Raw genomic sequence first — 26680 nt, 5'->3', positions numbered from 1 at the left:
AGAATAGGAGCATGGATTCCATGCGCGTGATCCACCTCAGTGCCGAGGGAGTCTCCGTCGTCATCGCGACGACGAACGACGGGATGCCGGAGATCGTCCATTGGGGCGCGGCCGTGACGTCGGCAGAACCCGATCTCCTCACGTTCGTCGAAGCCGAGAACAGAACCGGGATGGTCGGTGATTCCGATGTTCCCTACCGCGCGAGCATGCTTCCCGAGCACAGCCGCGGGTGGTTCGGAGCACCAGGGCTGTCGGCGCATCGCGGCGGCTCGGGGTGGGCGCCCCGCTTCGCCCTGCGCTCTCTCGCCCTCGACGGCGAGGAGGTCGGAGCGGGGGTGACGTATGCGGACGGGGGCCGCGTCAGCGCCGTGCTCCACGACGCGTACGCCGAGATCGAGCTCGGACTAGAGATCGATCTCACGTCAGATGGGCTCATTCGCGCCCGCGCCCGAGTCCGAAACACGGCCGACGCCGACACGGCAGCGGTGCCGCTCGAGATCCACGCCCTGGCTGTCGCCCTTCCGATACCGACGTGGGCGCAGGAGGTGCTCGACTTCACCGGCCGGTGGGGACACGAGCGCATTCCGCAGCGGCATCCGATCGTCCGCGGCGATCATTCGCGCATCTCGCGCCGAGGCCGTACCGGCTTGGACGCGACGCTGGTCCAGGCGGTCGGGACCCCGGGCTTCTCGGCGAGCACCGGCGAGGTGTGGATCGGACACGTCGGGTTCAGCGGCAACCACGAGCACACGATCGAGCGGACCGACGGGCGCCTCCACTTCCGGGGCGGCGAGTCGTTGCTCCCCGGCGAGATCCGGTTGGCGCCCGGCGAGGAGTACTCCGGGCCGTGGGTGTTCGGCAGCTACGGATGCGGACTCGACGGCGCCGCGGCGCGCTTCCACTCCTACCTGCGTGAGCGCTCTCGTTCGTCCCGCCGCCCCCGCCCCGTGACGATGAACGTCTGGGAGGCGGTGTACTTCGACCACGACCACCGGGTGCTCGTCGACCTGGCGGCCGGCGCCGCCGAGCTCGGCGTCGAGCGCTACGTCCTCGACGACGGCTGGTTCCGCGGGCGCAACGACGACCGTGCGGGACTCGGCGACTGGACGCCCGACCCGGTCGCGTGGCCCGCCGGCCTCCGCCCCCTGGCCGACGAGGTCCGCGCTCTCGGTATGGAGTTCGGGCTCTGGGTCGAGCCGGAGATGATCAACGAGGACTCGGACCTCGCCCGTGAGCACCCCGAGTGGATCCTCCGCGCGGGACCCGAGCTTCCTCCGCGCTACCGGTTCCAGCAGGTGCTCGACCTCACGCAGCCGGGCGCCTTCGACCACATCCTCGCGGCCCTCGACGGGCTCATCGACGATATCGGCGTGAGCTACCTCAAGTGGGACCACAACCGTGACCTCATCGCGGCCGGGCACCCCCGTTCGGGCACTCCCGCCGTCCACGAGCAGACCCTCGCGGTGTACCGCCTCATCGACGAGCTCCGCCGTCGCCACCCCGACCTCGAGATCGAGAGTTGCGCCTCCGGCGGCGGGCGGGTCGACCTCGGCATCCTCGAGCGCACCGACCGGATCCATCCGTCCGACAGCCACGATCCACACGATCGCTTCGGCATCCTGAGGTGGACGGGGCTGCTGGTGCCCCCGGAGATGATGGGGTCGCACGTCGCCTCCCCCGTCTCGAGCGTCACGGGCCGCATACACGATCTGCAGTTCCGGTGCGCCGTCGCATTCCTCGGGCACTTCGGCATCGAATGGGACATCCGCGACCTCGACGCCACCGACCGGCGCATCCTCAGCGACTGGATCGCGCGCTACCGTCGGCACCGCGAGCTCATCGCGACGGGGCGCACCATCGGTGCGGGTGAGCTCGACGCCACATCTCCGCAGGTGCGTGGCGTGGTCGCCGCCGACCGTTCGGAGGCGCTCTTCACGATCGTCACTCCGACGACCTCGCCCGACACGATCGCCCGCGTGCGGTTCCCCGGCCTGGCCGCCGACCGCAGCTACCGGGTGTCGGTGAGCGGCTCGGACTCGTTCGGACCGCCGTGGCAGGTTCCGGCGTGGCTCCGGGAGAGCCCCGATCTCGGCGGTGACGGCGACGGCGAGCGCGAGGGCCGCGGTCCGGTGATCGCGGGGGCCGTGCTCGCACGCGTCGGGCTGGACTTCCCCACGTTCCACCCCGACCGCGCGGCGGTCGTTCACCTCGCGGCGGTGGTGGGCTCGTGATCGGCGAGCGCCGGGCTGCCGCATCCCGTCCCCCCATGGGGTGGAACAGCTGGGATTGCTTCGGGTCGTCCGTGACGGAGGCCGAGGTGCTCGCGAACGCGGAGTACGCCGCCGAACACCTACTCGCGTTCGGGTGGGACACGATCGTCGTCGACATCCAGTGGTACGAACCCGATCCGGGTGCGCACGACTATCGAGAGGTCTCTCGTCCGCTGCTCGACGCCTGGGGACGGCCCCTCCCCGCGCCCGGGCGCTTCCCCTCCGCTGCAGGGGGCAGCTTCCGGCCGCTCGCCGACCGCGTCCACGAACTCGGCCTGCGCTTCGGGGTCCACCTCATGCGCGGCGTCCCGCGCGCCGCCGCGGATGCGGGACTGCCCGTCTCGGGCCACCCCGACGCGACGTGCGACTCGATCGCTGATCGTGCGAACGTCTGCGCGTGGAACCCCGACAACTACGGCGTCGACATGACCGCGCCCGGCGCGCAGGAGTACTACGACTCGGTCATGGCACAGCTGGCCGCCTGGGAAGTCGACTTCGTGAAGCTCGACGATGTGCTCTACCCGCCTGTCGAGACGGCGGAGATCGCGGCGATCTCGCGCGCGATCGACCGCTCGGGACGCCCCATGGTCCTGAGCCTCTCGCCCGGCAAGCGACTGTCGCTCGCGCACCTCGACGCCCTCCGCGAGCACGGCCAGATGTGGCGGATCTCGGACGACTTCTGGGACGACTGGACCCAGGTGGTCGAACAGTTCCAACGCGCAGCCCGCTGGGCGCCGTTCCAGATGCGCGGAGCGTGGGCGGATGCCGACATGCTCCCCTTCGGCCGCATCGGTGTGCGCGGACACGTCGGCGAAGACCGGCTCAGCCGCTTGTCGGTCGAGGAACAGCGCACCGTCATGACGCTGTGGAGCATGATGCGCTCACCGCTCATGATGGGCGGTCACCTGCCCGACACCGCGCCCGAGACGCTCGCGCTGCTGCGCAATCGTGGGGTCCTGGCGCTCCGTGACGGCGAGGAGTCGCGCGAGATCGTCCGCGACGGACACCTCGTCATCTGGAGTGCGCGTGTGGGCGCGCGCGAGTATCGCGCGGTCTTCTGGCTCGGAGACGATGAGCAGGAAGTCATCGTCCACCTCGCCGATCTCGGGCTCGCGGACACGGGGACGGCCGGTGCGTGTACGGACGTGTGGAGTGGGAAGAGCGTCGAGATCGCCGACGGACGCGTCATGCTGACCGTGCCGGCTCACGGCACGCGTCTGCTCGTCTTCGACTGACACTCGGGATGCGCGGCCCCGCCCGACAGGCGAGCCGGCGCAAAGGGCTGTCATCTCGCCGCCGACACGACCATTCACGTCGGGTCGGCGACCATCGACGACGCACGCTCCCCTCCGGCACGCGAGCCGACGCAAACGGCTGCCAACTCGCCGCTCACACGACCATTCACGTCGGGTCGGCGTCGGGGTGGCGTCGAGCCGACCGTCAGGGTACGCGGCGTGGGTCGATCCCGAGTCTGCCGGCGGCGTCATCGAAGCCCCCGGCGCGCGCGAGCTCCTCAGCACGCGCCGATGCCCGCTCGAACAGATCGTCGAACCTGACCGGTGCGCCGGCGGCCGCAGACGCCACGGCCGCCTCGACCATGGCGAGGCTGCAGATGTTCCGCGAGATCTCGCCCGACGGCTCCGGACCGCCGTCGAGGGCGGCGACGAACTCGGCGAGCGCGGCATCCAGTCCCTCGACCTCGTCCGCCAGCGCGCAGGCCTGGGCATCGCCCTCTCGGGGCTGGACCACGACGTCGGTCTCTCCGTCCCAGGCAGCGGATCCACCGGCGGCGCTCCCCCGCCAGTCGCCGTTCCACGAGGTCGTGAGACCGTCGGCGCACCAGCTGCCGGAGTACGAGAACCGGCGCCCGTCCGCGAAGCGGAAGATCGCCTCGGCCGCGGCGGCGCCCCGATACCAGCTCCAGCTCGGCGAGAACTCTTCGCAGAAGACCGAGACCGGTTCGCTCGAGAGCAGATATCGCGCCTGGTCGAACTGATGGATCGCCATGTCCACGAGCAGCGGCGACGGCATCTCGTCTCGGAAACCCCCGAACCGGGGGTTCTGGAAGAAGCGGACGTCGAGCTGCTCGGCGCCGCCGAGACTGACGAGGGCGTCGCGGAACGCCCGGATCCCGCGGGAGTGCCGACGCGACTGACTCGTCGCCATCAGGGTCCCGGTCGATGCGCTGACGGCGGACAGCAGCAGGGCCTCGGCCACGGTCGGCGTCACCGGCTTCTCGCTCAGGACGGGAACGCCCGCCCGCAGCGCTGCGGCGCTCACCTCGAGATGCGCCTGCGGGATCGTGACGTTGACGATCAGGTCGACGTCGAGGACGGCGAGCGCGTCACCGACCGAGCCGAAGCTCGGAACATCGAGTCCCCGTTCGAGTGCCGCGGCCCGCGCGGCGTCGGCGAGGATGTCGACGAGCCCGACGATCTCGAGATCGGGACGGCGAGCAACCGTGTCGATCCACGCCTTCCCCATCGCTCCCGCCCCGACGACGACCACACGACGGACGCGCTCCGTCACGACTGCTCCTCGCCGTCCCACTCCCGCGGAACGTCCCACTCCCCCGTGCGATGCATCGCCAAACGGGCCGCGCGGCGGGGGCGGTCGCTCCGAGCCCATCGTGCCGCGTTCGCGAGGACGAGCTGGATCTCGGGCTGATGGTAGACGGGATAGTCCTGGTCACCCGGCGAGAAGTAGAACACCCGCCCGTGACCGCGGAAGAACGTCATCCCCGATCGGAACACCTCACCGCCCGAGAAGTTCGAGACGAAGACCAGCTCGTCCGGCTGCGGCACGTCGAAGAACTCGCCGTACATCTCCTGCTCGGGGATGACGATCGGCTGCGGCACGCCGGCGGCGATCGGATGCGTCGGCGAGACCGTCCACACGAGCTCGCGGTCCTGCGCCTGCCGCCAGCGCAGCGCGCAGGTCGTCCCCATGAGACGGATGAAGATCCTCGAGAAGTGCGCCGAATGCAGCGCGACGAACCCGAGCCCGCCGAGCACGTGCCGGTGGACCCGCTCGACCACGACCTCGTCGACCTCGTCGTGCAGGAGGTGCCCCCACCAGAACAGCACATCCGTCTGCGCGAGCCGTTCCTCGCTCAGCCCGTGCTCGGGATCGTCGAGTGTCGCCGTCTCGACGACGGCGGCGTCGCCGAGAAGTCGCCGCAGGCCCGCCGCGATGGTCCCGTGCATCGTGTCGGGATAGAGGGCGCGCGGGATGTCGTGGTGCTTCTCGTGATGGTTCTCGCCCCACACCAGCACGCGGATGGGGGCGGATGCCGTGCCGGTCACCCCTTGAACGCTCCGTCCATGATGCCCGCGACCATGCGGCGCCCGACGACGAAGAACACGATCAGCAGCGGCAGTGTCGCGAGGAACGATCCGCCCATCGTCAGCGCGAGGTCGATCGAACGGTTGGCCTGCAGCTGCTTCAGGGCGATCTGCACCGTGAACAGCTCGGGCGACTTCAGCACGATGAAGGGCCACATGAAGTCGTTCCACACCGAGGTGAACGTGATGAGTCCGAGCACGAAAGCCGCCGGCCGCACGACCGGGAATCCGATGCGCCAGAAGATCTGCCAGCTGTTCGCGCCGTCGATGCGCGCCGCGTGCATGAGCTCGTCATTGAGCGTGGTCGCCATGTGCTGCCGCATCCAGAAGATGCCGAACGCGCTGGCGAGCCCCGGAACGATGATCGCCTGCAGGGTGTCGACCCAGTCCAGCCACGAGATGATCAGGTACTGCGGGATGACGCTCAGCTGAGCGGGCACCGTCATGGTGAGCAGCACGATGACGAACAGGGCGCCCCGGCCCCGGAACTGCAGCTTCGCGAAGGCGAATCCCGCGAGCGCGCACAGCAGTGACGCGATGACCGCGATCGAGAGCGACACGATCGCGCTGTTCAGCAGCGACTGGAAGAACGGGACCGTGTCGAACACCTTCGTCGCGATGTCGAAGAAGTTGAGCCCCGGGTAGAAGCGCGGCGGGATCGAGGTGACGGCGGAGGCACCCACCGAGGCGATCACGAACATGTAGTACAGCGGGAACACGCTGATCACGACAGCGATCCCGAGCAGGACGTAGACCGGCCAGGGCACTCGGCCGACGCGCCCACCGCCTCGCCGCGGACGCTTGCGGGGCGCGCTCAGCGCGGTCGGGTCGAGGGGACGCGGCACAGCTGTGTCGACGGCGTCGGACATCATCGGGCCTTTCGTGTGCGGGTGGTCAGGAAGAAGTTGATCGCCGAGACCACGACGACCACGACGAAGAGGGCGACCCCGATCGCGGAGCCGTAGCCGAACTCGAACTGGCCGAAGCCCTGCTCGTAGAGGAACAGTGCGAGGGTCTGGCACTGGCGCCCACCACCGCAGGTCAGCCCCGACTCGGGAGCCACCAGCAGGGGCTCCGTGAAGATCTGCAGCCCGCCGATGGTCGACATGATGACGGTAAAGATGATGATGGGCCGCAGCGACGGGATCGTCAGGTGGATGAACTGCTGCCAGCCGGATGCGCCGTCGACCGAGGCCGCTTCGTACATCTCGCGCGGAAGCGCCTGGAGCCCCGCGAGGTAGAGCAGCGTGTTGTATCCGAACCATCGCCACATCACCATCGACGAGATGACGATCCACGAGCCGACCTGAGACGACAGGAAGTTCACCGCCGGGATGCCGAAGAGGTCGAGCACCCAGTTGATGAGCCCGAAGTTCTTGTCGAAGATCTGCGCGAAGACGAGGGCGGTCGCGGCGACCGAGGTGATGTAGGGCACCAGGAGCGCCATGCGGAAGAAGTTCGCCATCTTCAGGGTGGCGTGGTTCAGCAGGTGCGCGAGCCCGAGCGCCAGGAGCAGCTGCGGGATGGTGGAGATGAGGAAGATCCCGAAGGTGTTCACGAACGCGTTCCAGAATCGGGCGTCTTGGACGAGCCGTTCGAAGTTCGCCAGGCCGACGAACGTCTGCTCGCCGATCGGGTTCCAGTCGAACAGGGCCACGTAGAACGTGAACAGCAGGGGGAACAGCCCGAAGATCAGGAAGATCACGAAGAACGGGGCGATGTAGACGTAAGGCGCGATGCGCTCGGCGAGCGGCTGTCGGATTGCGCGCTTCGGCGGGCGCTCGCGCCGGGCGGCCTTCTTGTCGATGGTGATGGCGGTGGCGGTGGCTGTCGCAGTCATGATGCGTCCTCGATGAGGGTGGTGGTCCGCCCGCAGACGGACCACCACCGAACGGGTAAGGTCAACCGCCGATCGCGGCCCGGGCGCTGTCGACGCCGGTCTGCCACGCGTCGCGCGGCGCGACGTTGCCCGCTTCCATGTCGACGAGGGCGTTCAGAAGCGCCGCCCCGATCGCGCTCGTGTCGGGCCCGTTGTGGAAGGACTGGAACTGCAGCACCGAGTTGCTGATGACCTCGCCGATGCGGGAATCGCCGAAGAAGGGGTCGGTGTAGCTGGTGACCTCGGAGCTCTCGAGAGCGCTCTTGGCGGCCGGGAACGTCCCGGTCCGGGCGAAATGCGCCGTCTGCCCCTCCGGCGACAGCATCGTCTCGATGTACTTCCACGCCGCCTGCGGGTTCTTCGCTCGGGCCGGGATCGCGATGACACTGCCACCCCAGTTGCCGCCGACGCCGGGGATCGAGGTCACCCGCCACAGCCCCTCGGTGTCGGGGGCGTCGTTCTTGTAGCCCGACAGCATCCACGACGGCGCGGTGCTCACGGCGAACGCGCCGTTCGCCTTGCCGGGAGCCCAGCCCGACGACCACGCGGCGATGCCGGCGCTGATGCCCGCTTCGTAGGTGCGCACAGCGACGTCGAATGCTTCCTCGACCTGCGGGTTGGTGTCGAAGATGAGCTCACCGTCGGGGGTGTAGTACTTCTCGGTGACCTGGTTCACTGTCGAGAAGAAGACACTCGTCTCGACGTTGTCGACGAAGGGCTCTCCGGTCGCGGCCGTGTACTTCTTGCCCATCTCGATGAAGCCGTCCCACGTCGACCACATCTCGGCGACCTCGTCGGGGTCGGTCGGGAGCCCGGCGGCCTCGAACAGGTCGGCCCGGTACGCGAATCCCAGTCCGCCGATGTCGGTCGGGATGCCGATGATCGAGCCGTCCTCACCGGTCGCCTCGGCGATGGCCCAGTCGAGGTAGCCCTCCCCGAGCTCATCGCCCCCGAGGGTGCGGAGGTCGATGAAGTTCCCGGGGTTCTCGATGAACTTCGGAAGCTCGTCGTTCTGGATCATGACGAGGTCGGGGACCCGTCCGCCGGCGAGGGCCGCGGTGAGCGCGGTGGCAGTCTCGGCGGTGCTGCCGACCTCCGACAGCTTCACCTTGGCGTCCGGGTTCTGCTCCAGGTACTGGTTGACGGAGTCCTGCTGCCCGATGCCGGTGAAAGACCAGAACTCGAACTCGGCGTTGGGGTCGTCAGACCCGCCGCCGGACCCACCGGATGTGCACGCGGTCATCGCGATCGCGACGACGCCGAGAGCTGCGACGGGCAGGGCCAGTCTGCGACGATTCACAACTGCTCCTCTTCTTTGGGGACATGTGATGTGCGCGGGGCGTTGAGAGACCCCGCTGAGAGATCGTTCTCTCATGCCGGGACACAGTATCCCGAGATCGAAGGGCTGGCAAGCCGCGGCATCCGCCAGTTTCGTCACCGGAACCGTAAGACCACGACCGGCAGACGATGGGTTGCGCGCAGCGGCTGCTGTCGTGCAAAGATCGTCGCGTCAGAGAACGATCTTTCGCTCGATGACCCTGACTGAGGAAGAGGGAGCCATGTCTCGACCGACCATCGTCGACGTCGCCCGCGCGGCCGGCGTCTCGCGCGCGACGGCCGCACGCGTCCTGGCCGGAGCGACGAACGTCGACCCGGCGATGGCCGCCGCCGTCGGCCGGGAGGCCGCACGCCTGGGCTACGAAACGAACTTCGCCGCGCGCGTGCTGCGCGGCGGGCGCGCCGGGGCGATCGGCCTCGTCATCGCCTTCGACGAGTTGGGCGGGTTGAGCGGCACATTCTTCACCGCGGTCATGAAGGGCGCAGCCAAGGGGCTCTCCGCCGGCGAGGTGCAGCCCGTCCTGCTGCCCGCCGATCACGAGGACCTCGATCGGATCCCGCGGTTCCTGCGATCGGGGGCGATCGACGGCGCCATCGTGGTGCTCCAGCACGAGATCACGCACCTCGTCGACCGACTCGCCGACTCGCCCGTGCCGATCGCGTGGGTGGGCCGCCCCCGCGGCGAGATCGGCCCCGACCCGATCGTGATCGACTCCGACAACTACGGCGGCGGAGTCCTCGCCGCACGGGCGCTCGTCGAGCACGGGCGCCGGAACATCGGCATCATCACGGGCCCTCTCGACATGGAGCAGGCCCGTGAGCGAACCCGCGGATGGACCGACGAGCTGGCACGCCACGGCATCGAACCCGGCCCCATCGTCCACGGCGACTTCACCCTCGACAGCGGCACGGCCGCGATGGCGCGGCTGCTCCAGCGCGTCCCGACCCTCGACGGGGTGTTCGCCTGCTCGGATCTCATGGCCGCGGGCGCCATGCGCGTGCTGCAGGCCGCTGGACGCCGCGTCCCCACGGATGTCTCGCTCGTCGGCTTCGACGACATCCTGCTGGCCGCGGCGAACGACCCCCCGCTGACGACCGTGCGCCAGCCGCTCGAGGAGATGGGTCGCGCCGCCGCCGACACGCTGCTCGGCGCGATCCGGGGAGACGACATCGAACGCGTGCAGGTGCTTCCCACCTCGCTCGTCCACCGCGAATCGCTGTGACCCCGGCCTCGATGTGAGCGCCCGCCCGGAGCTGGTGTTCCGCAGCACAGAGCCCGCCGACTCGTGGGAGGACGGCCTCATCGTCGGAAGCGGGAGGGTCGGCGCCGTCGTTCACGGGCCCGGCGACGAGCTGCGCATCTCGATGGCGCACGAGCGGTTCTTCCTCCCGGCGAATCCCCGTCCCCCGGCGCCGCTGCTGCACCCGGTGCTCCCGCGACTGCGGGCGGCGCTCGCGGCCGGAGACTCGGGGTCGGCCGACGAGCTCCTGGGTGCGGCGCTGAGCGATGCCGGGTTCACCGATCTCGTCTGGACCGACCCGCTCGCGCTCTGCGGCTCGCTGACGGTGACGACCCCGGGTGGGTGCGCCGCGACGACGCGGGAGATCGACCTCGTCCGTGGCGTGGCGAGCGTGACCTGGCGCGACCACTCCGACACGTTGCGTCGGGTCAGCGTCGTCGCCCCGCGCGCAACCGACACGATCGAGCTCGCCCTCGAAGCCGGGGCCGACACCGAGATGCGCATCCGCCTGGCGCTCGACACAGTCGACGACACCCCCGCCGCATCGTTCGCGCCCGACTACACCGGCACCGTCACGGGCCGCGTGCGCGCCGGCGACACCGGGCGCCTCGAGATCGTCGACGTCGCCGGTCGGATCCTCGCCGCCGCGACCGCGACGACCGCCGAGTCCGGCGTCGTCTGGCGGCGGGATGCCGACGGGCTCGAGGCGCGCGTCCTCGTGCCCGCGGGCGCGAGACGGACGGTGCGCGTCGATCTGTCGGTCATCGGGCACCCGTTCGTTCCCGCACCCGCCGCCGACTGGGGCGAGCGTCTCGACTCGCAGGAGCGCGCTCATGGCTCGCTGGTCACGACATCACTGCTCGACCTCGACGGCGCATCCGACACGGTCGCCACGACGACGGAGCGGCTGTGGCGCGAAGCCCGCTCCGGGAACCCCGAGGCCGTCCGCCGCGCGATCGAGATCGCGTACATCTCGGGCAGGTCGAACATCATCTCGTCGACGGGCGAGCTGCCCCCGACCCTGCAGGGTGTTTGGCAGGGCACCTGGAGGCCGGCGTGGTCGGCCGATTACACCATGAACGGAAACGTGCAGAACGGGGCTCTCGCGGGAGTGGGGGTGACGGGAACGCCCGAGCTCGCGCTCTCGCTCCTCGGCCTCGTCCTCCCGCACCTCGACGACTATCGAGAGAACGCGCGCCGGGTCTACGGTGCCGACGGGATGCTGCTCCCCTCGCGCATGTCGACCCACGGGATCGCCAATCACGTCGACCGGTCCTTTCCGCATGTGTTCTGGACCGGCGCCGGCCCGTGGGTGCTGCGCATCGCGGCCGACACCGTGGCCCTCACGGGCGACCGTTCGGTCGTCGACGACCGGCTCTGGGAGCTCGTCGAGGGCGTGCTGGCGTTCGGTGAGACCGCGACGGTCGTGGTCGACGGCATCCGCCACTTCTCACCGAGCTACTCGCCCGAGAACACCCCCGACGGCTCGGCGACGCCGCTCGCGATGGACGCCGCGATCGATGTCGCCGCCTATCGCGACGCCGCCCGCGCGGCCCGTCTGCTCGGGCGCGCCCGGGGCGACGACTCGCTCGACGACCGCTGGCAGGCGCTCGCGAGCAGCGTGCCCGACTTCGCCGTGGCTCCCGACGGGACGCTGGCCGAGTGGCTCGACCCCGCCGCGCAGGAGAACGCCGCGCACCGGCACGTCTCGCAGCTGTATCCGCTCTGGTACGAGACCGACGAGATGTTCGGAGCCGACGCGCCACCGGCCGCCGCGCTGCGACAGGCTGCGCAGCGCACGATCGACGCGAAGGTCGCGTGGCGTGCCGCCGATCCCGCTCCCCCGCCCGGCCGCATGGAGATGGCGTTCGGGCTCGCGCAGATCGGTCTGGCCGCGGCCGCGCTCGGTGACGCCGAGACGGCGGTGCAGTGCGTCGAATGGCTCTCGCTCCTGCATTGGCGGCCGTCGCTCACGACGACCCACGACGCCGACAGCATCTTCAACCTCGATGCCAGCGGCGCGCTGCCCGCCGTCATCGCGTCGATGCTCAGCCGGTCCACCGTGGACTCGCTCCACCTGCTGCCCGCGCTCCCTGCGCGGTGGCCCCGTGGCCGCATCACGCGGCTCCGCGCGCGTGGCGGCATCGTGATCGACCGACTGTCGTGGGACGAGGCGTCGGCGACCGTCGAGGTGCGCAGACTCGCCGCGGCGTCGTGGCTGTGTCCATCGGGCACCACGACGGTGCACGCCGGCTCGGGCTTCACATGGGCGGACGAGCACGGCGGCGAGCGCATCGTCGAGCTGGGCGAGGCCCCCGTCACCCTGCGGATGCGGCGGAAGGCGAGCACCACGGCGGAGGGGACGACATCGGCATCGTAGGCTGAACGGATGCCGGACCTCGCCTCGCCGCTCATCGCGTGGTACCGCGACAACGCGCGCGACCTTCCCTGGCGACGGCCCGGATTCGGCGCCTGGGGCACGCTGGTCAGCGAGTTCATGCTGCAGCAGACGCCCGTGGCTCGTGTGATCCCGCTGCTGGAGGCCTGGCTCGAGCGATGGCCGACACCGGCGGATCTCGCCGCCGCGGCCCCCGCCGACGCCGTCCGGCAATGGGCGAACCTGGGGTACCCACGACGCGCGCTCTGGCTCCACCGCGCCGCCGTCGAGATCCGCGACCGCCACGCCGGCGTCGTCCCCCGTGACGTCGACGATCTGCTCGCGCTCACCGGCATCGGCGACTACACGGCACGTGCCGTCGCGGTCTTCGCCTATGGCGACCGGCACCCCGTCGTCGACACCAACACCCGGCGGGTTCTGGCGCGGGCCGTCCAGGGCCGTTCACAGCCGGGTCCGGCGGCCAAACGCGACCTCGTCGACATGGCCGAGATCCTGCCCGACGACATCGCCGCGTCGACTGTCGTGAACGCGGCGGCGATGGAGCTGGGTGCGCTGGTGTGCACGGCGCGCGTACCGCGGTGCGACGCGTGCCCGCTGGCCGACCGCTGCGCGTGGCGTGCCGCGGGCTATCCCGACACCGGCGACACCCGCGTGAAGCAGGCGCGCTACGAGGGCAGCGACCGGCAGGCGCGAGGCGCGATCCTGCAGGTCCTGCGCGCAGCGACGACCCACGACGTCGCCGCGGAGGACGTCATCGGCGACTGGCCCGATGCGGCTCAGCGCGACCGTGCGATCGATTCACTCGTGGTCGACGGCCTCGTCGAAGCCGTCGACGGTCGGCTGCGTCTGCCGCGCTGACCGGACAGAAGAGGGATGCCGCTGTGCCGCGGCATCCCTCTTCCTCAGTCCTCGTCCTCGTCGGCCTCGCGAGGCTTGACGTAGGGGTCGGCTTCTCCCGCGTAGCTCGCGCCGGTCGCGGTGGCGGCGGTAGCGGCATCCCGCTCGCGCGCCTCGCGGAGCAGGTGCTCGATGTGGCCCGCGTTCTCGGGAATCGCGTCGAGGATGAACTCGAGCGTCGGGGTGACCCGGACGCCGAGCTTTCGGCCGACCTCGCTGCGGAGCATGCCCGTCGCCGCGCGCAGCGCATCGGCGGAGTCGGCACGCTCCTGGTCGGAGCCGTACACGGTGTAGAACACCGACGCGTGCTGCAGGTCACCCGTGACCCGCACGTCGGTGATGGTCACGAAGCCGAGGCGCGGATCACGCAGCCCCTTCTCCAGCCGCTCCGCGACGAGCACGCGGATGCGATCGGCCAGACGCGACTGACGTTCGCTGGACATACCTTCTTCTCCCTCTTCCCCTCCACCCGCTCGGCGGATGGAGGCAGCGAAGGCGTTGGATGCCTCCTCGATAGTCGGGGTCTCGGGGGTCCTGTTATCGAGGAGGCATCCAACGCCGTAGCGTCTGACGAAATCAGCCGCGCGGCTTCTCCACCATCTCGGTCGTCTCGATCTCGTCGCCGATCTGGATGTCGTTGTACTTGCCGAGGCCGATACCCGCTTCGAAGTCCGTACGGACCTCGGTGACGTCGTCCTTGAACCGGCGGAGCGACTCGATGGCCAGGCCATCGGCGATCACGACACCGTCGCGGATGACGCGCGCCTTGGCGTTGCGCGTGATCGTGCCCGAGCGGACGATGACACCCGCGATGTTGCCGAACTTCGAAGAACGGAACACCTCGCGGATCTCGGCCACACCCGACTGGACCTCTTCGTACTCCGGCTTGAGCATGCCCTTGAGCGACTGCTCGACGTCGTCGATCGCGTTGTAGATGACCGAGTAGAACCGGACGTCCACACCCTCGCGGGCGGCGCGCTCGCGAGCCTTCGTGTCGGGACGGACGTTGAAGCCGATGACGATCGCGTTGTCGATCGTCGCCAGGTTGATGTCCGACTCGGTAATGGCGCCGACGCCGCGGTGGATGATCCGCAGCTGCACGGAGTCGTCGACCTCGATCTTGAGCAGCGACTCCTCGAGGGCCTCCACGGCACCCGAGACGTCACCCTTGATGATGAGGTTGAGCGACTCGACCTTGCCCTCTTCGAGAGCGCGGGTGAAGTCCTCGAGCGAGATGCGCTTGCGGGCCTTGGCCAGCTGGGCGTTGCGCTCGGCGGCCTCGCGCTTCTCGGCGATCTGACGCGCGGTGCGGTCCTCCTCGGTGACGATGAACACGTCGCCGGCTCGGGGCACCGAGTTCAGACCCTGCACCTGCACCGGACGCGAGGGGTAGGCCTCTTCGACCGGGTCGCCGTTCTCGTCGATCATGGCGCGGACGCGGCCGTAGGCCGTTCCCGCGACGATCGCGTCGCCGACACGGAGCGTTCCGGACTGGATGAGCACCGTGGCGACCGAACCGCGGCCCTTATCGAGCTTCGCCTCGATCGCGACACCGCGTGCAGCCTTGTTCGGGTTCGCCGTGAGGTCGAGACCGGCATCGGCGGTGAGCAGCACGGCGTCCAGGAGCTCCTGGATGTTGGTGCCCTGTCGCGCCGACACGTCGACGAACATGACGTCCCCGCCGTACTCCTCGGCGACCAGACCGTACTCGGTGAGCTGCTGACGGACCTTGGCCGGGTTGGCGTCGGGCTTGTCGACCTTGTTCACCGCGACCACGATCGGCACGTTGGCGGCCTGCGCGTGGTTCAGGGCCTCGACCGTCTGCGGCATGATGCCGTCGTCGGCCGCGACCACGAGGATCGCGATGTCGGTCACCTGCGCACCACGGGCACGCATGGCGGTGAACGCCTCGTGACCCGGGGTGTCGATGAAGGTGATCGCACGCTCGATGCCCTCGTGCTCGGTCCAGACCTGGTACGCACCGATGTGCTGCGTGATGCCGCCGGCCTCGCCCGCGACCACGTTGGTCTGACGGATCGCGTCGAGCAGTCGCGTCTTACCGTGGTCGACGTGGCCCATGACGGTGACCACCGGAGGACGGATCTCGAGGTCTTCGTCGCTCTCGGCCTCCAGCTCGGCGTCGAGGTCGAGACCGAAGCCCTCGAGGAGCTCTTTGTCCTCGTCCTCGGGCGAGACCATCTGGATCTTGTAGCCGAGCTCCTCGCCGAGCACCTCGAAGGTGGCCTCGTCGAGCGACTCGGTGGCCGTGGCCATCTCGCCCAGGTTGAACAGGATCGTCACGAGCGTGCCGGGCTGCACGGTGTAGCCGCGCAGCGCCTCGAGCTTGTCGGCGAAGTCGGCGATCGATGCGCCGCGGCGCAGGCGGATGATCTCGCCGTTGCCCTTCTGAACGTTGACGCCGCCGACGACCGGCGCCGACCGCATCTCGAACTCCTGCCGCTTCGCCCGACGCGACTTGCGCTGCTTGGACTTGCCGCCACCCTTTCCGAACGCACCCGCGGTTCCGCCGCCGGGGCCGCGACCGCGACCACCGCCGCCGCCGGGACGACCGGCGAAGCCGCCGCCGGGAGCACCCGGACGCTGGAAGCCGCCGCCGGCACCGCCGGGACGACCGGGACCGCCGGGACGCTGCTGGAAGGGCGCGCCGGGACGACCGCCGCCACCGGGGCGACCGGCGCCACCGGGACGCGGAGCACCGGGGCGCGGCGAACCGGGACGCGGAGCCTGCGGACGCGGGATGTTTCCAGGCGTGGGCCGCTGACCCATGCCCTGCGCCGACGCGAAGGGGTTGTTGCCCGGACGCGGACCGGCGGGACGCTGACCCATGCCCTGCGAGGGGGCGAAGGGGTTGTTGCCGGGGCGCGCGCCGCCGGGACGCGGCGGCTGCGAGCCACCGGGCGTGGGACCGGCGGGCTTGGCCGGACCGGGCTTGCCGGCCCCGGGCGTCGGAGCCGACGGAGCCGAAGGCGCGGCGGGGGTCGCCGACGGTGCGGCAGGGGCCGCCGGGGCGGACGCCGCAGGTGCAGCGGGAGCGGCCGGCGCAGCCGGAGCGGCGGGCTTGGCCGGACCGGGCTTGGCGGCCGGACCGGGCTTGGCACCGCCGGATGCCGCGGGAGCGGGGGCCGCGGCAGCGGAGCCGCCCTCAGCCTCGAGCGCAGCCCGCAGCTTGCGAGCCACGGGGGGCTCGATGGTGGATGAGGGGCTCTTGACGAACTCGCCGAGCTCCTTCAGCTTCGCGAGCGCGACTTTGCTGTCGACGCCGAGTTCGGAAGCGATCTCGTGTACGCGTGGTTTTGCCACAATTCTCCTGTCTGAAGGCCCACCCTCGGACAGGGCGGACCGCTTAAGCGCGGACGGGTCTCATTTCGAGCCGTTCACTTCGTGTCCATAGCCGTTCAGCCTTTGCGCTGGTGATCAATCGGGAAATCCTGCGTGTCCAGTGGGCCGGACACCCGCAGGGCTCGTCCGAACGCGCGGCGCCGCAGTGCGGCATCCATGCATTCGCGCGTCTCGTGCACCCACGCGCCCCTGCCCGGCAGCGACGCGGCTCGATCTGCGATCAAGACGCCGTCGCGGGCCACGACTCGCAGGAGTGAGGACCGGGAGGCACGCGCGCGGCAGCCCACGCACGTTCGAACAGGTTCCATTCTACCCCCTCGACCGAGTTCCCGGTTTCGTCAGGACTCCAGGATCGAGTCGGGCTGGATGTCGATCTTGGCGCCGGTGAGCTTCGCGGCGAGACGGGCGTTCTGGCCCTCCTTGCCGATGGCGAGCGACAGCTGGTAGTCGGGGACGAGCGCCCGGACGGCCTTGGTAGCCGCATCGAGCACGAAGCTCGAGGTCACCTTGGCCGGCGACAGCGCGTTGGCCACGAAGGTCGGCAGGTCGGCGTTGTAGTCGATGATGTCGATCTTCTCGCCGCCGAGCTCTTCCGTGACGGCGCGGACGCGGCGGCCCAGCTCGCCGATGCAGGCGCCCTTGGCGTTGATCGAAGGGTCGTTGGCCTTGACCGCGATCTTCGTGCGGTGACCGGCCTCACGGGCCAGCGAGGTGATCTCCACGAGACCGTTGGCGATCTCGGGCACCTCCATGGCGAAGAGCTTGCGGACGAGTCCGGGGTGGGTGCGCGACACCGTGATCGAGGGACCCTTGGTGCCCTTGGAGACCGAGGTCACGTACACGCGCAAGCGCGAACCGTGACGGTACTCCTCGCCCGCGACCTGCTCCTCGGGCGGGAGGATGGCCTCGATCGTGCCGAGGTCGACGTGCACCATGCGCGGGTTCGGCCCCTGCTGGATGACACCGGCGACGATGTCGCCCTCCTTGCCCCGGAACTCTCCCAGCACGGCGTCGTCGGCGATGTCGCGCAGGCGCTGGCTGATGACCTGCTTCGCGGCGAACGCGGCGATGCGGCCGAAGTCGTCGGGAGTCGACTCCTCCTCGCCGATGACGGCGCCGTCCTCATCGCGCAGCGGCACGTAGATGGCGACGTGACCGGTCTTGCGGTCGAGCTCCGCACGAGCCCCCTCGGGCAGCTCGCCGTCGGGCGAGGTGTGCTTGGCGTACGCCGTGAGGACCGCCTGCTCGATGATGCGGACGAGTTCGTCGAAGGGGATCTCCTTCTCTCGCTCGACGGTGCGCAGCAGTGAGAGATCGATGTCCATGGGGGCCCTCCATATTCAGCTCTTGTCCGGGCGCGTTTCGCGCTCCCGGCATCCATCCCACGTTACCCGATGGGGCTGTGAACGTGTTTGCCCGGCCCCGAGGAGACCGCGACCGGCGGATGATCTCGCGATACTGGGGGCATGACCGAACGCGCTCCCCGCCTCGCAGACCCCGGACTGATCGGACTGCTCGGTTTCGTCATCGCCACGCTCACGGCGCAGCTGGAGCATCTCGGGCTGCAGAACGAGAGCCCGGTGTTCTGGGTCGGCGCCGTCTTCGGCGGCGTGGTCCAGGTCACCGCGGGGATGCTCTCCTACTTCGCGGGCGACGACTTCCACTTCATCGTCTACAACGCCTTCGGGTGGTACTGGATCTGCATGCCCGGCTTCCTGCTCGGCGGCGAGCTCGGGTTCTTCGAGGTCGAAGGACCCGCACGCGGCGTGTTCACGCTGATGTTCTCGATCCTGGCGCTCGTGTTCGCCCTCTCGGCGGCATCGCGCAACACCGTGCTGCCCGTCACGCTGCTCGCGGTCGCGGTCGGCCTCGGACTGCAGACGATCACGGCGTTCGGCGGGCCGGCGGCCGTGGGGGCAGCAGGCTCGGTCGCGCTGCTGGTCGCGTCGGCACTCGCGGCATACATGCTTCTCGAGAAGTTCTACACGCGAACGCTGGATCGCAGCATCCTGCCTCTGGGCCCCGCGTGGTTCCGGCCCGCCTCACCTGTATCGATTCAGGCGCATACTGTTTGAGGACCGGGCGGCCCGCGCTGCGGGAGACGACGCCCGATCGTGACATCGGTCGCGACGACGGCTCTGCCGCCGCGACCGCAACGCGAAAGGAACCTCACATGACCACCAACGCGCACGCCGCCGTCCTCCACGGCCAGGACGCCCCGTTCACCTTCGAGGAGATCGTCCTCGACGACATCCGTCCGAACGAACTGCTCGTGAAGGTCGCCGCCACCGGCCTGTGCCACACCGACCTCGCCGTCCAGCACGGTCACATCCCCGCGGCGTTCCCGTTCGTCCTGGGGCACGAGGGCGCGGGCACCGTCGAACAGGTCGGCGACGCCGTCGTCGGCTACGCCGTCGGCGACAAGGTCGCGGTGTCGTTCGCCTCGTGCGGCCACTGCACCAACTGCCTCACGGGACGCGAGGCCTACTGCCGCAACTTCATGGCGCTCAACTTCGGCGGAGCCCGCGAGGACGGCTCGGCCACCATGACCGCCGCCGACGGCTCCGCCGTGCACGGGTCGTTCTTCGGACAGTCCTCGTTCGCCAGCCACGTCATCGTCGAGGCCCGCAACGCGGTGAAGCTGCCCGCGACCGCCGACGTCGAGATCGCGGGACCCCTCGGCTGCGGCGTGCAGACGGGAGCCGGCACCGTGCTCAACTCGCTCGACGTCCCCGCCGGCGCATCGGTCATCGTGACCGGCACCGGCGCCGTGGGCCTGTCGTCGATCATGGGCGCGAAGGTCGCCGGCGCCACGACGATCATCGCGGTCGACATCATCCCGGAGCGGCTCGAGTTCGCGGCGAAGCTCGGCGCCACACACACGGTCAACAGCAAGGACGAGGACGCGGTCGCACGCATCCTCGAGATCACCGGCGGGGTCGGCGCGGACTACGCCGTCGACACCACCGCCGTTCCCGCCGTCGTCGACACGATCGTCGCCGCCACCGCATTCGGTGCGAAGATCGCGCTGGTCGGAGTGCCGAAGCCGGGCACCGAGATCGCGCTCGCCTCGATCTCGGGCTCGGGCAAGACCTTCGTGGGCGCGATCGAGGGCGACGCGGTGCCGCAGAAGTTCATTCCCGAGATGCTCGCGCTGCACGAGGCCGGACGCTTCCCGTTCGACCAGCTCATCACGAAATACCCGTTCTCGGAGATCGAGCAGGCCATCGCCGACACGCAGTCGGGCAAGGCGGTCAAGGCCGTCCTCGTCATGGACTGACGGTCCGGATACGCCGATCGGGCCGGAGCATGCACATGGGTGCGCGCTCCGGCCCGATCCGTCTCGTCGGGCGCGGGAGGCCGTAGGCTCGCGGGATGGCCGAACACGGGGTGCACGACGCGGCGAGCGCCGTCGAACGGCATCCCGCGGCACGTGTGCTGGCCCGAGGCGGTTACGTCGCGAACGGCTTCGTGCACCTGCTGATCGGGTCGCTCATCGTCGCGGTGGCCTTCGGTGGCGAGCGCGACGCCGATCAGACGGGGGCCTTCCGCGCGGTCGCGGAGCTTCCGCTCGGTTTCGTCGCGCTGTGGGCTGCGGCCGCGCTCCTGGCGGCGCTGGGCGTGTGGCATCTCGCCGAGGGCATGCTCGCCTCGCGGCGGCGGCGCGGCGCGGCCGTCTGGGCGCTGCGGGTCTCGGAGTGGGGACAGGCGGTCGTGTTCCTGTTCTTCGGCGGGTTGTCCGCCGCGGTGGCGCTCGGTGCACGTCCGCAGGCCGACGAGGCCGCGCGCGACGCGAGCCGCGGCATCCTCGCGCTTCCCGGCGGGGTCTTCGCGATCGTGCTCGTCGGGGTCGGTGTCGCGGTCGCCGGAGTGGTCTTCGTCGTCATGGGCGTGCGCCGTTCGTTCCACACGAAGATGACGATCCCCGATGGCGCCGTCGGTCGCGCCGTCGAGGGCCTCGGGATTCTCGGCTTCATCGCCAAGGGCATCGCTCTGGGGTCGCTGGGCGGAGTGCTCATCGTCGCCGCCGTGAGGTCCCGCGCCGAGGAGGCCGGCAGCCTGGATGCCGCGATCCGAGCGCTGCTCGACCTGACGTTCGGCCCCGAGATCGTGGTCGTCGTGGGAGCCGGGCTCATCGCCTACGGCGTGTTCACCGTATTCCGCGCGCGCTACGCCGACCTCTGAATCCGCAGCAAGAAGTGCGCCGGATGCCGCGACCTGCGCGGCATCCGGCGACCGGAGGCTGAGATCAGCGGGCGGTGAGTCGTGCGACGGCGTCGGCGACCGCGACGGTCTCGCGCTCCCCCGTGCGGCGGTCCCACAGCTCGACCTGGCCGTCGGCCGCGCCGCGCCCGACGATGACGATGCGCGGCACACCCACCAGCTCGGCGTCGCCGAACTTCACGCCGGGCGACACCTTCGGGCGGTCGTCGTAGACGACCTCCAGGCCCGCCGCCTCGAGCTCGCCCGAGAGCTGCTCGGCCAGCTCGAAGGCCGCGGCATCCCGGCCCGTCGCCACGACGTGGACGTCGAATGGCGCGACCGATGCGGGCCAGATGAGTCCGCGCTCGTCGTTGTTGAGCTCGGCGATGATCGCGAGGATGCGGGTCACGCCGATGCCGTACGACCCCATCGTGACCGTGACGAGCTTGCCGTTCTCGTCGAGGACCTTCAGCCCCAGCGCCTCGGCGTACTTGCGGCCGAGCTGGAAGACGTGGCCGATCTCCATGCCACGCGCGATCGAGACCGGGCCCGAGCCGTCGGGGGCCGGGTCGCCCTCGCGCACGGTGGCGACCTCGACGAACGCGTCGGCCGTGAAGTCACGACCCGCGACGAGGGAGTGGACGTGCTTCTGGTCGATGTTCGCGCCCGTGATCCACGAGGTGCCGTCGACGACGCGGGGGTCGAGGACGTAGCGGATGCCGGTGGCCGACTCCTCGCCGAGCACCGGGCCCTCGGGCGACCAGGGGCCGATGTACCCCTTGACCAGCAGCGGGTTCTTGGCGAAGTCCTCGGCCGTCGCCGGCTCCACCTCGGCCGGCGCGAAGGCGACCTCCACGCGCTTGTCGTCGACGTCGCGGTCGCCGGGCAGGCCCACGACGACAAGCTCGCGCGTTCCGTCGAGGTGCGTGAGGGCGAGCACGACGTTCTTGAGCGTGTGCGCCGCGGTGTAGTCGCCCTCGAGGTTCGCGTTGACGTGTGCCACGAGCGTCTCGATCGTGGGGGTGTCGGGCGAGTCGAAGACGACCGGCTCCGGCAGCCCGTCGATCGGCCCCGCCTCGGGGACGACCGTGGTGAACGCCTCGACGTTCGCGGCGTAGCCGCCCGCCGAGCGCACGAACGAGTCCTCGCCGACGGGCGTGGGGTGCAGGAACTCCTCCGACCGCGACCCGCCCATGGCGCCGGCATCCGCCTGGACGATCACGTACTCGAGACCGAGGCGCTGGAAGATGCGCTCGTACGCGTCGCGCTGGGCCTGGTAGCTCGCCTCGAGCCCCGCGTCGTTCGCGTCGAACGAGTAGGCGTCCTTCATCGTGAACTCGCGGCCGCGCAGCAGACCGGCGCGGGGGCGCGCCTCGTCGCGGTACTTGTCCTGGATCTGGTAGATCGTCAGCGGCAGGTCCTTGTACGACGAGTACAGGTCCTTCACCAGGAGCGTGAACGCCTCTTCATGCGTAGGCGCGAGCAGGTAGTCGCCGCCCTTGCGGTCCTGCAGGCGGAACAGCAGGTCGCCGTACTCCTCCCAGCGCCCCGTCGCCTCGTACGCCTCGCGCGGCATCAGGGCCGGGAAGTGCACCTCCTGGGCGCCGGCCGCGGCCATCTCCTCGCGCACGACGCGCTCGATCTTGGCCTTGACGCGCAGGCCGAGCGGCAGCCACGCGAAGATGCCCGCCGCCTGAGGTCGGATGTAGCCGGCGCGGATCAGCAGCTTGTGACTGGCGACCTCGGCGCCCGCGGGGTCTTCACGGAGCGTGCGGAGGAACAGGTGCGACATACGGGTGACCACGAGTCGAGTCTACGGATGCCGCGGGGCCGCGATGTGCGCACGAACGTTCGTCATCCCGTCGCGTCTCGCATCGCCGACAGCACGCGCTCGGCGGCATCCACGACGTCCGGCGCCTCCATGATCTCGACGACATTCACGCCATCGGTCGCGAGGAGGTACGAGCTGTCGGGACGGATAGCACCGACGCCCCGCACGGCCTCGGTCGCGCCCGCGACGTCGACTGACACCGGAACGTCTTGTCGCCTGTCACCTGCGGCAAGCCGATCCCATTCCCACGCGCCTCCGGGATAGATCGTCACGATGACGGCGTCGAGACGCGCTGAATTCGGCGCGTACCAGCGGCAGACGGTGCCGAGCCCCGCGTCGCGCGCGATCTCGATATGAACGTCCGTGCCGAAAGCCGACGGGTAGCCCTCGACGAAATCGGTCGTGCCGAGGATGTCGGCCACCGAGACCTGTTGCAGCAGCTCATCGCAGGTCGTCGGAGACCACCACGCGGCGGTTCGAGCGGCCGGAGTCGGTCGACCCGCATCCGCAAGGGCTGAGATGAAGAGCGGGGCGACCGCGTCGAGTCGGGCAGTGACGACCTCGTTGCTGACTCCAGCAGCCTGACCGAACAAGCCGCTGACGGTCACGAGCATCCAGGTGTCGTCATCGGACAACGCCCGACGGCAACCCTCGTTGTCGTAGCTGAAACCCTCGCACACCGTGTCGGAGTATGTCGAGACGACGCCGGCGGGAACGACGCTCGCTGGAAGGGCGTAGACCGTCACGGATTCGAAGGTTGCGGATTCCCACGAGCAGCCGAGCCCACCGAGCGTCCGAACCTCGGGTGTACTGACGTCCGTTGCTGGCCCGACCTCCACCCCGAGGGACGCCGACAGCGCGCCCGTATCGACCACCTGCGCACAGTCGCCCTCAAAGGCCATGGTCGGGGCGAGCAGCTGCGGCTCCGGATCCGGGGTCGCTGTCGGGGTGGGCGCTGGCTCCCCGGTCGGAGTCGGTGTGGGCGTCGGCGTCGGGGCCGGCGTGGACGTCTCGACGGGAGTCGCGATGCGGTCGTCCGGGCGGAGGGCCGCGAAGGTGACGCCAGCGACGACGACGGCCACGAGGGCCGACGCGGCCGCTCCCGCGACGATGCGCGAGCGGCGGGCGCGGGCGGCGCGCAGCCGCTTCACGCCGCCGACGACGCGTTCGCGCAGATCGCCGTGCTCGTTCGGGGTGAGCTGATCGTTCAGGTCCACGATGCCTCCAGCGCCGTCATCTCGTCTCGTAGCCGGCTCTTCGCCCGTGAGAGGCGTGACTTCACCGTGCCGACCGGGATGCCCAGGGTCTGAGCGACGTCGCGCTCCGGGTAGCCTTCGAGCACGCTGAGGACGACGACGCTCTGCTCACCGGCCGGCAGCTGCTTGAGTGCGGCGAGCACACCGCTCTCGTCGTGGGCGGACGGTGCTGCGGATGCCGCCGCCGCCGGGGTCTTCGCCAGCAACGCTCGGTAGCGCCGCCCCGCTCGCTCGAGATTGCGCGCCGCGTTCGCGACCGTTGTCAGCAGCCACGGCAGCGGCGACCCGTCGACCAGGCGCACGCCTGTGCGCTTGCGCCAAAGCTCGAAGAACGCGATGGCGACCGCGTCCTTCGCGTCCTCGCGGTCGGTCAGCAGCCGGGTCGCGTGCCGGAACAGCCGCGGCTCGTATCTGTCGAACAGGTCTCCCAGCGCGGACTCGTCGCCCGCCCGCAGTCGCTGCCATGCAGCGGCCTCATCATCTCCCACACCCTGTAGTGTCCGGCACTGCCGCGAAGGTTCGCGGATGCGCGAACCAATCTGAGCGGATGGCGACCGTACCGGAGGCCGCGGAGCAGCGACGTGAACCGATCGAATGTCGGAGCAGGCGCCTAGCCTGAACTCATGAGAACCGTGCTACTGACCGGGTTCGAACCCTTCGGCGGAGACGCGACGAACCCATCGGGCGACGCGGTCAACCTGGTCGCCGACCATTGGACGGGCCCGGAGAACCTGGTCATGGCGGTGCTGCCGGTGACCTTTCACGGGGCCAGGTTGCAGCTGCTCGAGCTCATCGTCGAGCACTCCCCCGACGTCATCATCGCGACCGGCCTGGCCGGGGGCCGCACGGGGATCGCCGTTGAACGCGTCGCGCTCAACCTCAAGGACGCGCGGATCCCGGACAACAGTGGCGAGCAGCCCGTCGACGAGCCGTCGGTCCGGCACGCGCCCGACGCACACTTCGCGACGCTGCCCGTGAAAGCGATCGCCGCGGACATCATGGCGGCGGGCATCCCCGCCTCGATCTCGTATTCCGCGGGCACCTTCGTCTGCAACCACGTGATGTTCACGGCCCTGGATGGCGGCGAGCCGGGCGATCGCGCCGCCGGCTTCATCCACGTTCCCTACGCCACCGAGAATGCACCCGAGGACCAGCCGTCGCTGCCGCTCTCTGACATTGCGCAAGCATTGCGCATCGCCATCCGCACGTCGTTGGACACCGAGATCGACCACTCGTATACAGCAGGCTCCATCTGGTGAGAGGCAGCTGGCTCGTCAGCTCGAGAACGCGAAGAGCATCCGTCCGAGGATCTGATCCACGAGGTCGAGGAATGGCGGAGGCGTCGGTCGCGCCAGCCACGTCCAGTTCGACGACCGGCGACTCTCCGCCGCGTCACGGAACCGATCTCAGGCGGTGACGACCTGCGCCGTACCGAGGGGCGCGTCGGGGCCCAGCTCGTCGGCGATACGGCGGGCCTCTTCGATGAGCGTCGCGACGATCTCCGACTCGGGCACGGTCTTGATGACCTCGCCCTTGACGAAGATCTGGCCCTTGCCGTTGCCCGACGCGACGCCGAGGTCGGCCTCGCGAGCCTCGCCCGGCCCGTTCACCACACAGCCCATGACCGCGACGCGCAGCGGCACGGTGACATCCTTCAGACCCGCCGTGACGTCGTCGGCGAGCGTATAGACGTCGACCTGCGCGCGCCCGCATGACGGGCACGAGACGATCTCGAGCTTGCGCTCCCGCAGGTTGAGCGACTGCAGGATCTGGTGTCCGACCTTGACCTCTTCGGCCGGCGGCGCCGACAGCGAGACGCGGATCGTGTCTCCGATCCCCTCTCCCAGCAGGATGCCGAACGCGGTGGCGCTCTTGATCGTCCCCTGGAACGCCGGGCCGGCCTCGGTCACCCCGAGGTGCAGGGGCCAGTCACCGCGCTCGGCGAGCTGCCGATAGGCCTTGACCATGACGATCGGGTCGTTGTGCTTGACCGAGATCTTGAAGTCGTGGAAGTCGTGCTCCTCGAAGAGCGAGGCCTCCCAGACCGCGCTCTCGACGAGGGCCTCCGGGGTCGCCTTGCCGTACTTCTCCAGCAGACGACGGTCGAGAGAACCGGCGTTGACGCCGATACGCAGCGAGACGCCCGCGGCCTTCGCCGCATTCGCGATCGCTCCGACCTGGTCGTCGAACTTCCGGATGTTGCCCGGGTTCACGCGCACCGCGGCGCATCCGGCGTCGATCGCCTGGAAGACGTACTTGGGCTGGAAGTGGATGTCGGCGATGACGGGGATCTGGCTCTTCTTGGCGATGATGTGCAGCACGTCCGCGTCGTCCTGCGAGGGTACGGCGACGCGCACGATCTCGCAGCCGGACGCCGTGAGCTCGGCGATCTGCTGCAGCGTCGCGTTGATGTCGGTGGTGGGTGTCGTCGTCATCGACTGCACGCTGACGGGGGCTCCTCCCCCGACGAGCACCTTTCCGACGCGGATCTGCCGGCTCTTGCGGCGGGGGGCGAGGACGTCCGGAACCTGGGGCATCCCGAGATTGACAGCTGGCACGGGCACAGCCTACGCGGCAGGGCCGCAGACGGGCTGGGAGCCGCGCGACACCGCATCCCTCGTGCGGGTGTGATAATTTCGGCCCATGCGCACGCGCCTCTCCTG

General features: G+C 69.9%; 22 protein-coding genes. 9 read left to right on the top strand and 13 right to left on the bottom strand.

Features of this window, described 5'->3' with window-relative positions:
* Positions 1-11: 11 nt before the first annotated feature.
* Together C3481_RS10755 and C3481_RS10750 are read left to right on the top strand one after the other, a co-directional pair.
* Complete coding sequence (locus tag C3481_RS10755) at positions 12-2231, top strand: alpha-galactosidase (RefSeq protein WP_103842271.1); 2220 nt, start codon at positions 12-14, stop codon at positions 2229-2231.
* Positions 2232-2266: 35 nt separating this feature from the next.
* Complete coding sequence (locus tag C3481_RS10750) at positions 2267-3505, top strand: glycoside hydrolase family 27 protein (protein ID WP_103842269.1); 1239 nt, start codon at positions 2267-2269, stop codon at positions 3503-3505.
* Positions 3506-3710: 205 nt separating this feature from the next.
* Here the strand turns inward: C3481_RS10750 and C3481_RS10745 are convergent, their stop codons facing one another.
* From C3481_RS10745 to C3481_RS10725, 5 genes are all read right to left on the bottom strand, one after another.
* Complete coding sequence (locus C3481_RS10745; protein WP_181021919.1) at positions 3711-4799, bottom strand: Gfo/Idh/MocA family protein; 1089 nt, start codon at positions 4797-4799, stop codon at positions 3711-3713.
* Positions 4796-5575, bottom strand: coding sequence for a ThuA domain-containing protein (locus C3481_RS10740; protein ID WP_023955113.1), 780 nt, complete (start codon positions 5573-5575; stop codon positions 4796-4798). The genes C3481_RS10745 and C3481_RS10740 overlap by 4 nt, the downstream gene beginning before the upstream one ends.
* Complete coding sequence (locus tag C3481_RS10735; RefSeq protein ID WP_233494953.1) at positions 5572-6486, bottom strand: carbohydrate ABC transporter permease; 915 nt, start codon at positions 6484-6486, stop codon at positions 5572-5574. The genes C3481_RS10740 and C3481_RS10735 overlap by 4 nt, the downstream gene beginning before the upstream one ends.
* Complete coding sequence (locus C3481_RS10730; protein WP_023955117.1) at positions 6483-7454, bottom strand: carbohydrate ABC transporter permease; 972 nt, start codon at positions 7452-7454, stop codon at positions 6483-6485. Before C3481_RS10730 ends, C3481_RS10735 begins: the two co-directional genes overlap by 4 nt.
* Before the next feature lie 61 nt (positions 7455-7515).
* Positions 7516-8793, bottom strand: a complete 1278-nt coding sequence (locus C3481_RS10725; RefSeq protein WP_219817663.1) for an ABC transporter substrate-binding protein — start codon at positions 8791-8793, stop codon at positions 7516-7518.
* A gap of 259 nt (positions 8794-9052) precedes the next feature.
* Here C3481_RS10725 and C3481_RS10720 point away from each other — a divergent pair, with 259 nt between their 5' ends.
* The 3 genes from C3481_RS10720 to C3481_RS10710 are packed head-to-tail and all read left to right on the top strand — an operon-like array spanning position 9053 to position 13328.
* Positions 9053-10054, top strand: coding sequence for a LacI family DNA-binding transcriptional regulator (locus C3481_RS10720; protein ID WP_084670425.1), 1002 nt, complete (start codon positions 9053-9055; stop codon positions 10052-10054).
* Positions 10055-10067: 13 nt separating this feature from the next.
* Positions 10068-12452 carry a glycoside hydrolase N-terminal domain-containing protein gene (locus C3481_RS10715; protein ID WP_103842263.1) on the top strand — a complete coding sequence of 795 codons (2385 nt, stop codon included), beginning with the start codon at positions 10068-10070 and terminating at the stop codon, positions 12450-12452.
* A 9-nt stretch (positions 12453-12461) separates the two neighbouring features.
* The gene (locus tag C3481_RS10710) at positions 12462-13328 is read left to right on the top strand and encodes an A/G-specific adenine glycosylase (RefSeq protein WP_023955125.1); all 867 of its coding nucleotides are present in this window, start codon (positions 12462-12464) and stop codon (positions 13326-13328) included.
* A 44-nt stretch (positions 13329-13372) separates the two neighbouring features.
* On the opposite strand, the gene rbfA is transcribed toward C3481_RS10710, so the two are convergent.
* From rbfA to nusA, 4 genes are all read right to left on the bottom strand, one after another.
* The gene (gene rbfA, locus C3481_RS10705) at positions 13373-13810 is read right to left on the bottom strand and encodes a 30S ribosome-binding factor RbfA (protein WP_071919310.1); all 438 of its coding nucleotides are present in this window, start codon (positions 13808-13810) and stop codon (positions 13373-13375) included.
* 133 nt (positions 13811-13943) lie between these two features.
* On the bottom strand, positions 13944-16688 hold the full coding sequence (gene infB, locus C3481_RS10700; RefSeq protein ID WP_103842261.1) for a translation initiation factor IF-2: 2745 nt from the start codon (positions 16686-16688) through the stop codon (positions 13944-13946).
* A gap of 95 nt (positions 16689-16783) precedes the next feature.
* Positions 16784-17035 carry a YlxR family protein gene (locus tag C3481_RS10695; protein ID WP_023955131.1) on the bottom strand — a complete coding sequence of 84 codons (252 nt, stop codon included), beginning with the start codon at positions 17033-17035 and terminating at the stop codon, positions 16784-16786.
* Positions 17036-17065: 30 nt separating this feature from the next.
* Entirely contained in the window at positions 17066-18052 is a 987-nt protein-coding gene (gene nusA, locus C3481_RS10690) for a transcription termination factor NusA (protein ID WP_023955133.1), read from the bottom strand.
* 141 nt (positions 18053-18193) lie between these two features.
* On the opposite strand from nusA, the gene C3481_RS10685 reads away from it, so the two are divergent.
* The 3 genes from C3481_RS10685 (at position 18194) to C3481_RS10675 (ending at position 20912) form a co-directional block, all read left to right on the top strand.
* Positions 18194-18802, top strand: a complete 609-nt coding sequence (locus C3481_RS10685; RefSeq protein WP_071919308.1) for a GPR1/FUN34/YaaH family transporter — start codon at positions 18194-18196, stop codon at positions 18800-18802.
* A 98-nt stretch (positions 18803-18900) separates the two neighbouring features.
* Positions 18901-20007 (top strand): NAD(P)-dependent alcohol dehydrogenase, encoded by a 1107-nt coding sequence (locus tag C3481_RS10680; protein WP_088380190.1) that lies wholly within the window; start codon positions 18901-18903, stop codon positions 20005-20007.
* A 95-nt stretch (positions 20008-20102) separates the two neighbouring features.
* The gene (locus C3481_RS10675) at positions 20103-20912 is read left to right on the top strand and encodes a DUF1206 domain-containing protein (RefSeq protein WP_103842259.1); all 810 of its coding nucleotides are present in this window, start codon (positions 20103-20105) and stop codon (positions 20910-20912) included.
* Between the two features lie 64 nt (positions 20913-20976).
* Here C3481_RS10675 and C3481_RS10670 read toward each other — a convergent pair whose 3' ends face one another.
* Genes C3481_RS10670 through C3481_RS10660 form a run of 3 tightly spaced genes read right to left on the bottom strand, consistent with a single transcriptional unit; the run spans position 20977 to position 24505 of the window.
* On the bottom strand, positions 20977-22734 hold the full coding sequence (locus tag C3481_RS10670) for a proline--tRNA ligase (RefSeq protein WP_103842257.1): 1758 nt from the start codon (positions 22732-22734) through the stop codon (positions 20977-20979).
* A gap of 50 nt (positions 22735-22784) precedes the next feature.
* On the bottom strand, positions 22785-23978 hold the full coding sequence (locus C3481_RS10665; RefSeq protein ID WP_103842255.1) for a hypothetical protein: 1194 nt from the start codon (positions 23976-23978) through the stop codon (positions 22785-22787).
* Positions 23969-24505 carry an RNA polymerase sigma factor gene (locus tag C3481_RS10660; RefSeq protein ID WP_071919303.1) on the bottom strand — a complete coding sequence of 179 codons (537 nt, stop codon included), beginning with the start codon at positions 24503-24505 and terminating at the stop codon, positions 23969-23971. The genes C3481_RS10665 and C3481_RS10660 overlap by 10 nt, the downstream gene beginning before the upstream one ends.
* A 135-nt stretch (positions 24506-24640) precedes the next feature.
* Between C3481_RS10660 and pcp the strand changes: the two genes are divergently transcribed.
* A complete protein-coding gene (gene pcp / locus C3481_RS10655) occupies positions 24641-25276 on the top strand; it encodes a pyroglutamyl-peptidase I (protein ID WP_071919302.1) in 636 nt (211 codons plus the stop codon).
* Between the two features lie 147 nt (positions 25277-25423).
* Here pcp and ispG read toward each other — a convergent pair whose 3' ends face one another.
* The gene (ispG, locus tag C3481_RS10650; protein ID WP_023955151.1) at positions 25424-26554 is read right to left on the bottom strand and encodes a flavodoxin-dependent (E)-4-hydroxy-3-methylbut-2-enyl-diphosphate synthase; all 1131 of its coding nucleotides are present in this window, start codon (positions 26552-26554) and stop codon (positions 25424-25426) included.
* Positions 26555-26680: the final 126 nt, after the last annotated feature.

The sequence above is a fragment of the Microbacterium sp. Ru50 genome, from assembly GCF_002920555.1.
In the GTDB taxonomy this organism is placed as follows: domain Bacteria; phylum Actinomycetota; class Actinomycetes; order Actinomycetales; family Microbacteriaceae; genus Microbacterium; species Microbacterium arborescens.
Note: the sequence above shows the minus strand (reverse complement) of the source record. Positions and strands in the feature narration are given on the sequence as shown.

Bases quoted from the DNA above. Each gene is read 5' to 3' on its own strand.
- C3481_RS10755 (WP_103842271.1), top strand. From the start codon at position 12: ATGGATTCCATGCGCGTGATCCACCTCAGTGCCGAGGGAGTCTCCGTC.
- C3481_RS10750 (WP_103842269.1), top strand. From the start codon at position 2,267: ATGGGGTGGAACAGCTGGGATTGCTTCGGGTCGTCCGTGACGGAGGCC.
- C3481_RS10735 (WP_233494953.1), bottom strand. From the start codon at position 6,486: ATGATGTCCGACGCCGTCGACACAGCTGTGCCGCGTCCCCTCGACCCG.
- C3481_RS10730 (WP_023955117.1), bottom strand. From the start codon at position 7,454: ATGACTGCGACAGCCACCGCCACCGCCATCACCATCGACAAGAAGGCC.
- C3481_RS10720 (WP_084670425.1), top strand. From the start codon at position 9,053: ATGTCTCGACCGACCATCGTCGACGTCGCCCGCGCGGCCGGCGTCTCG.
- C3481_RS10710 (WP_023955125.1), top strand. From the start codon at position 12,462: ATGCCGGACCTCGCCTCGCCGCTCATCGCGTGGTACCGCGACAACGCG.
- rbfA (WP_071919310.1), bottom strand. From the start codon at position 13,810: ATGTCCAGCGAACGTCAGTCGCGTCTGGCCGATCGCATCCGCGTGCTC.
- C3481_RS10695 (WP_023955131.1), bottom strand. From the start codon at position 17,035: ATGGAACCTGTTCGAACGTGCGTGGGCTGCCGCGCGCGTGCCTCCCGG.
- nusA (WP_023955133.1), bottom strand. From the start codon at position 18,052: ATGGACATCGATCTCTCACTGCTGCGCACCGTCGAGCGAGAGAAGGAG.
- C3481_RS10685 (WP_071919308.1), top strand. From the start codon at position 18,194: ATGACCGAACGCGCTCCCCGCCTCGCAGACCCCGGACTGATCGGACTG.
- C3481_RS10680 (WP_088380190.1), top strand. From the start codon at position 18,901: ATGACCACCAACGCGCACGCCGCCGTCCTCCACGGCCAGGACGCCCCG.
- C3481_RS10675 (WP_103842259.1), top strand. From the start codon at position 20,103: ATGGCCGAACACGGGGTGCACGACGCGGCGAGCGCCGTCGAACGGCAT.
- pcp (WP_071919302.1), top strand. From the start codon at position 24,641: ATGAGAACCGTGCTACTGACCGGGTTCGAACCCTTCGGCGGAGACGCG.
- ispG (WP_023955151.1), bottom strand. From the start codon at position 26,554: ATGCCCCAGGTTCCGGACGTCCTCGCCCCCCGCCGCAAGAGCCGGCAG.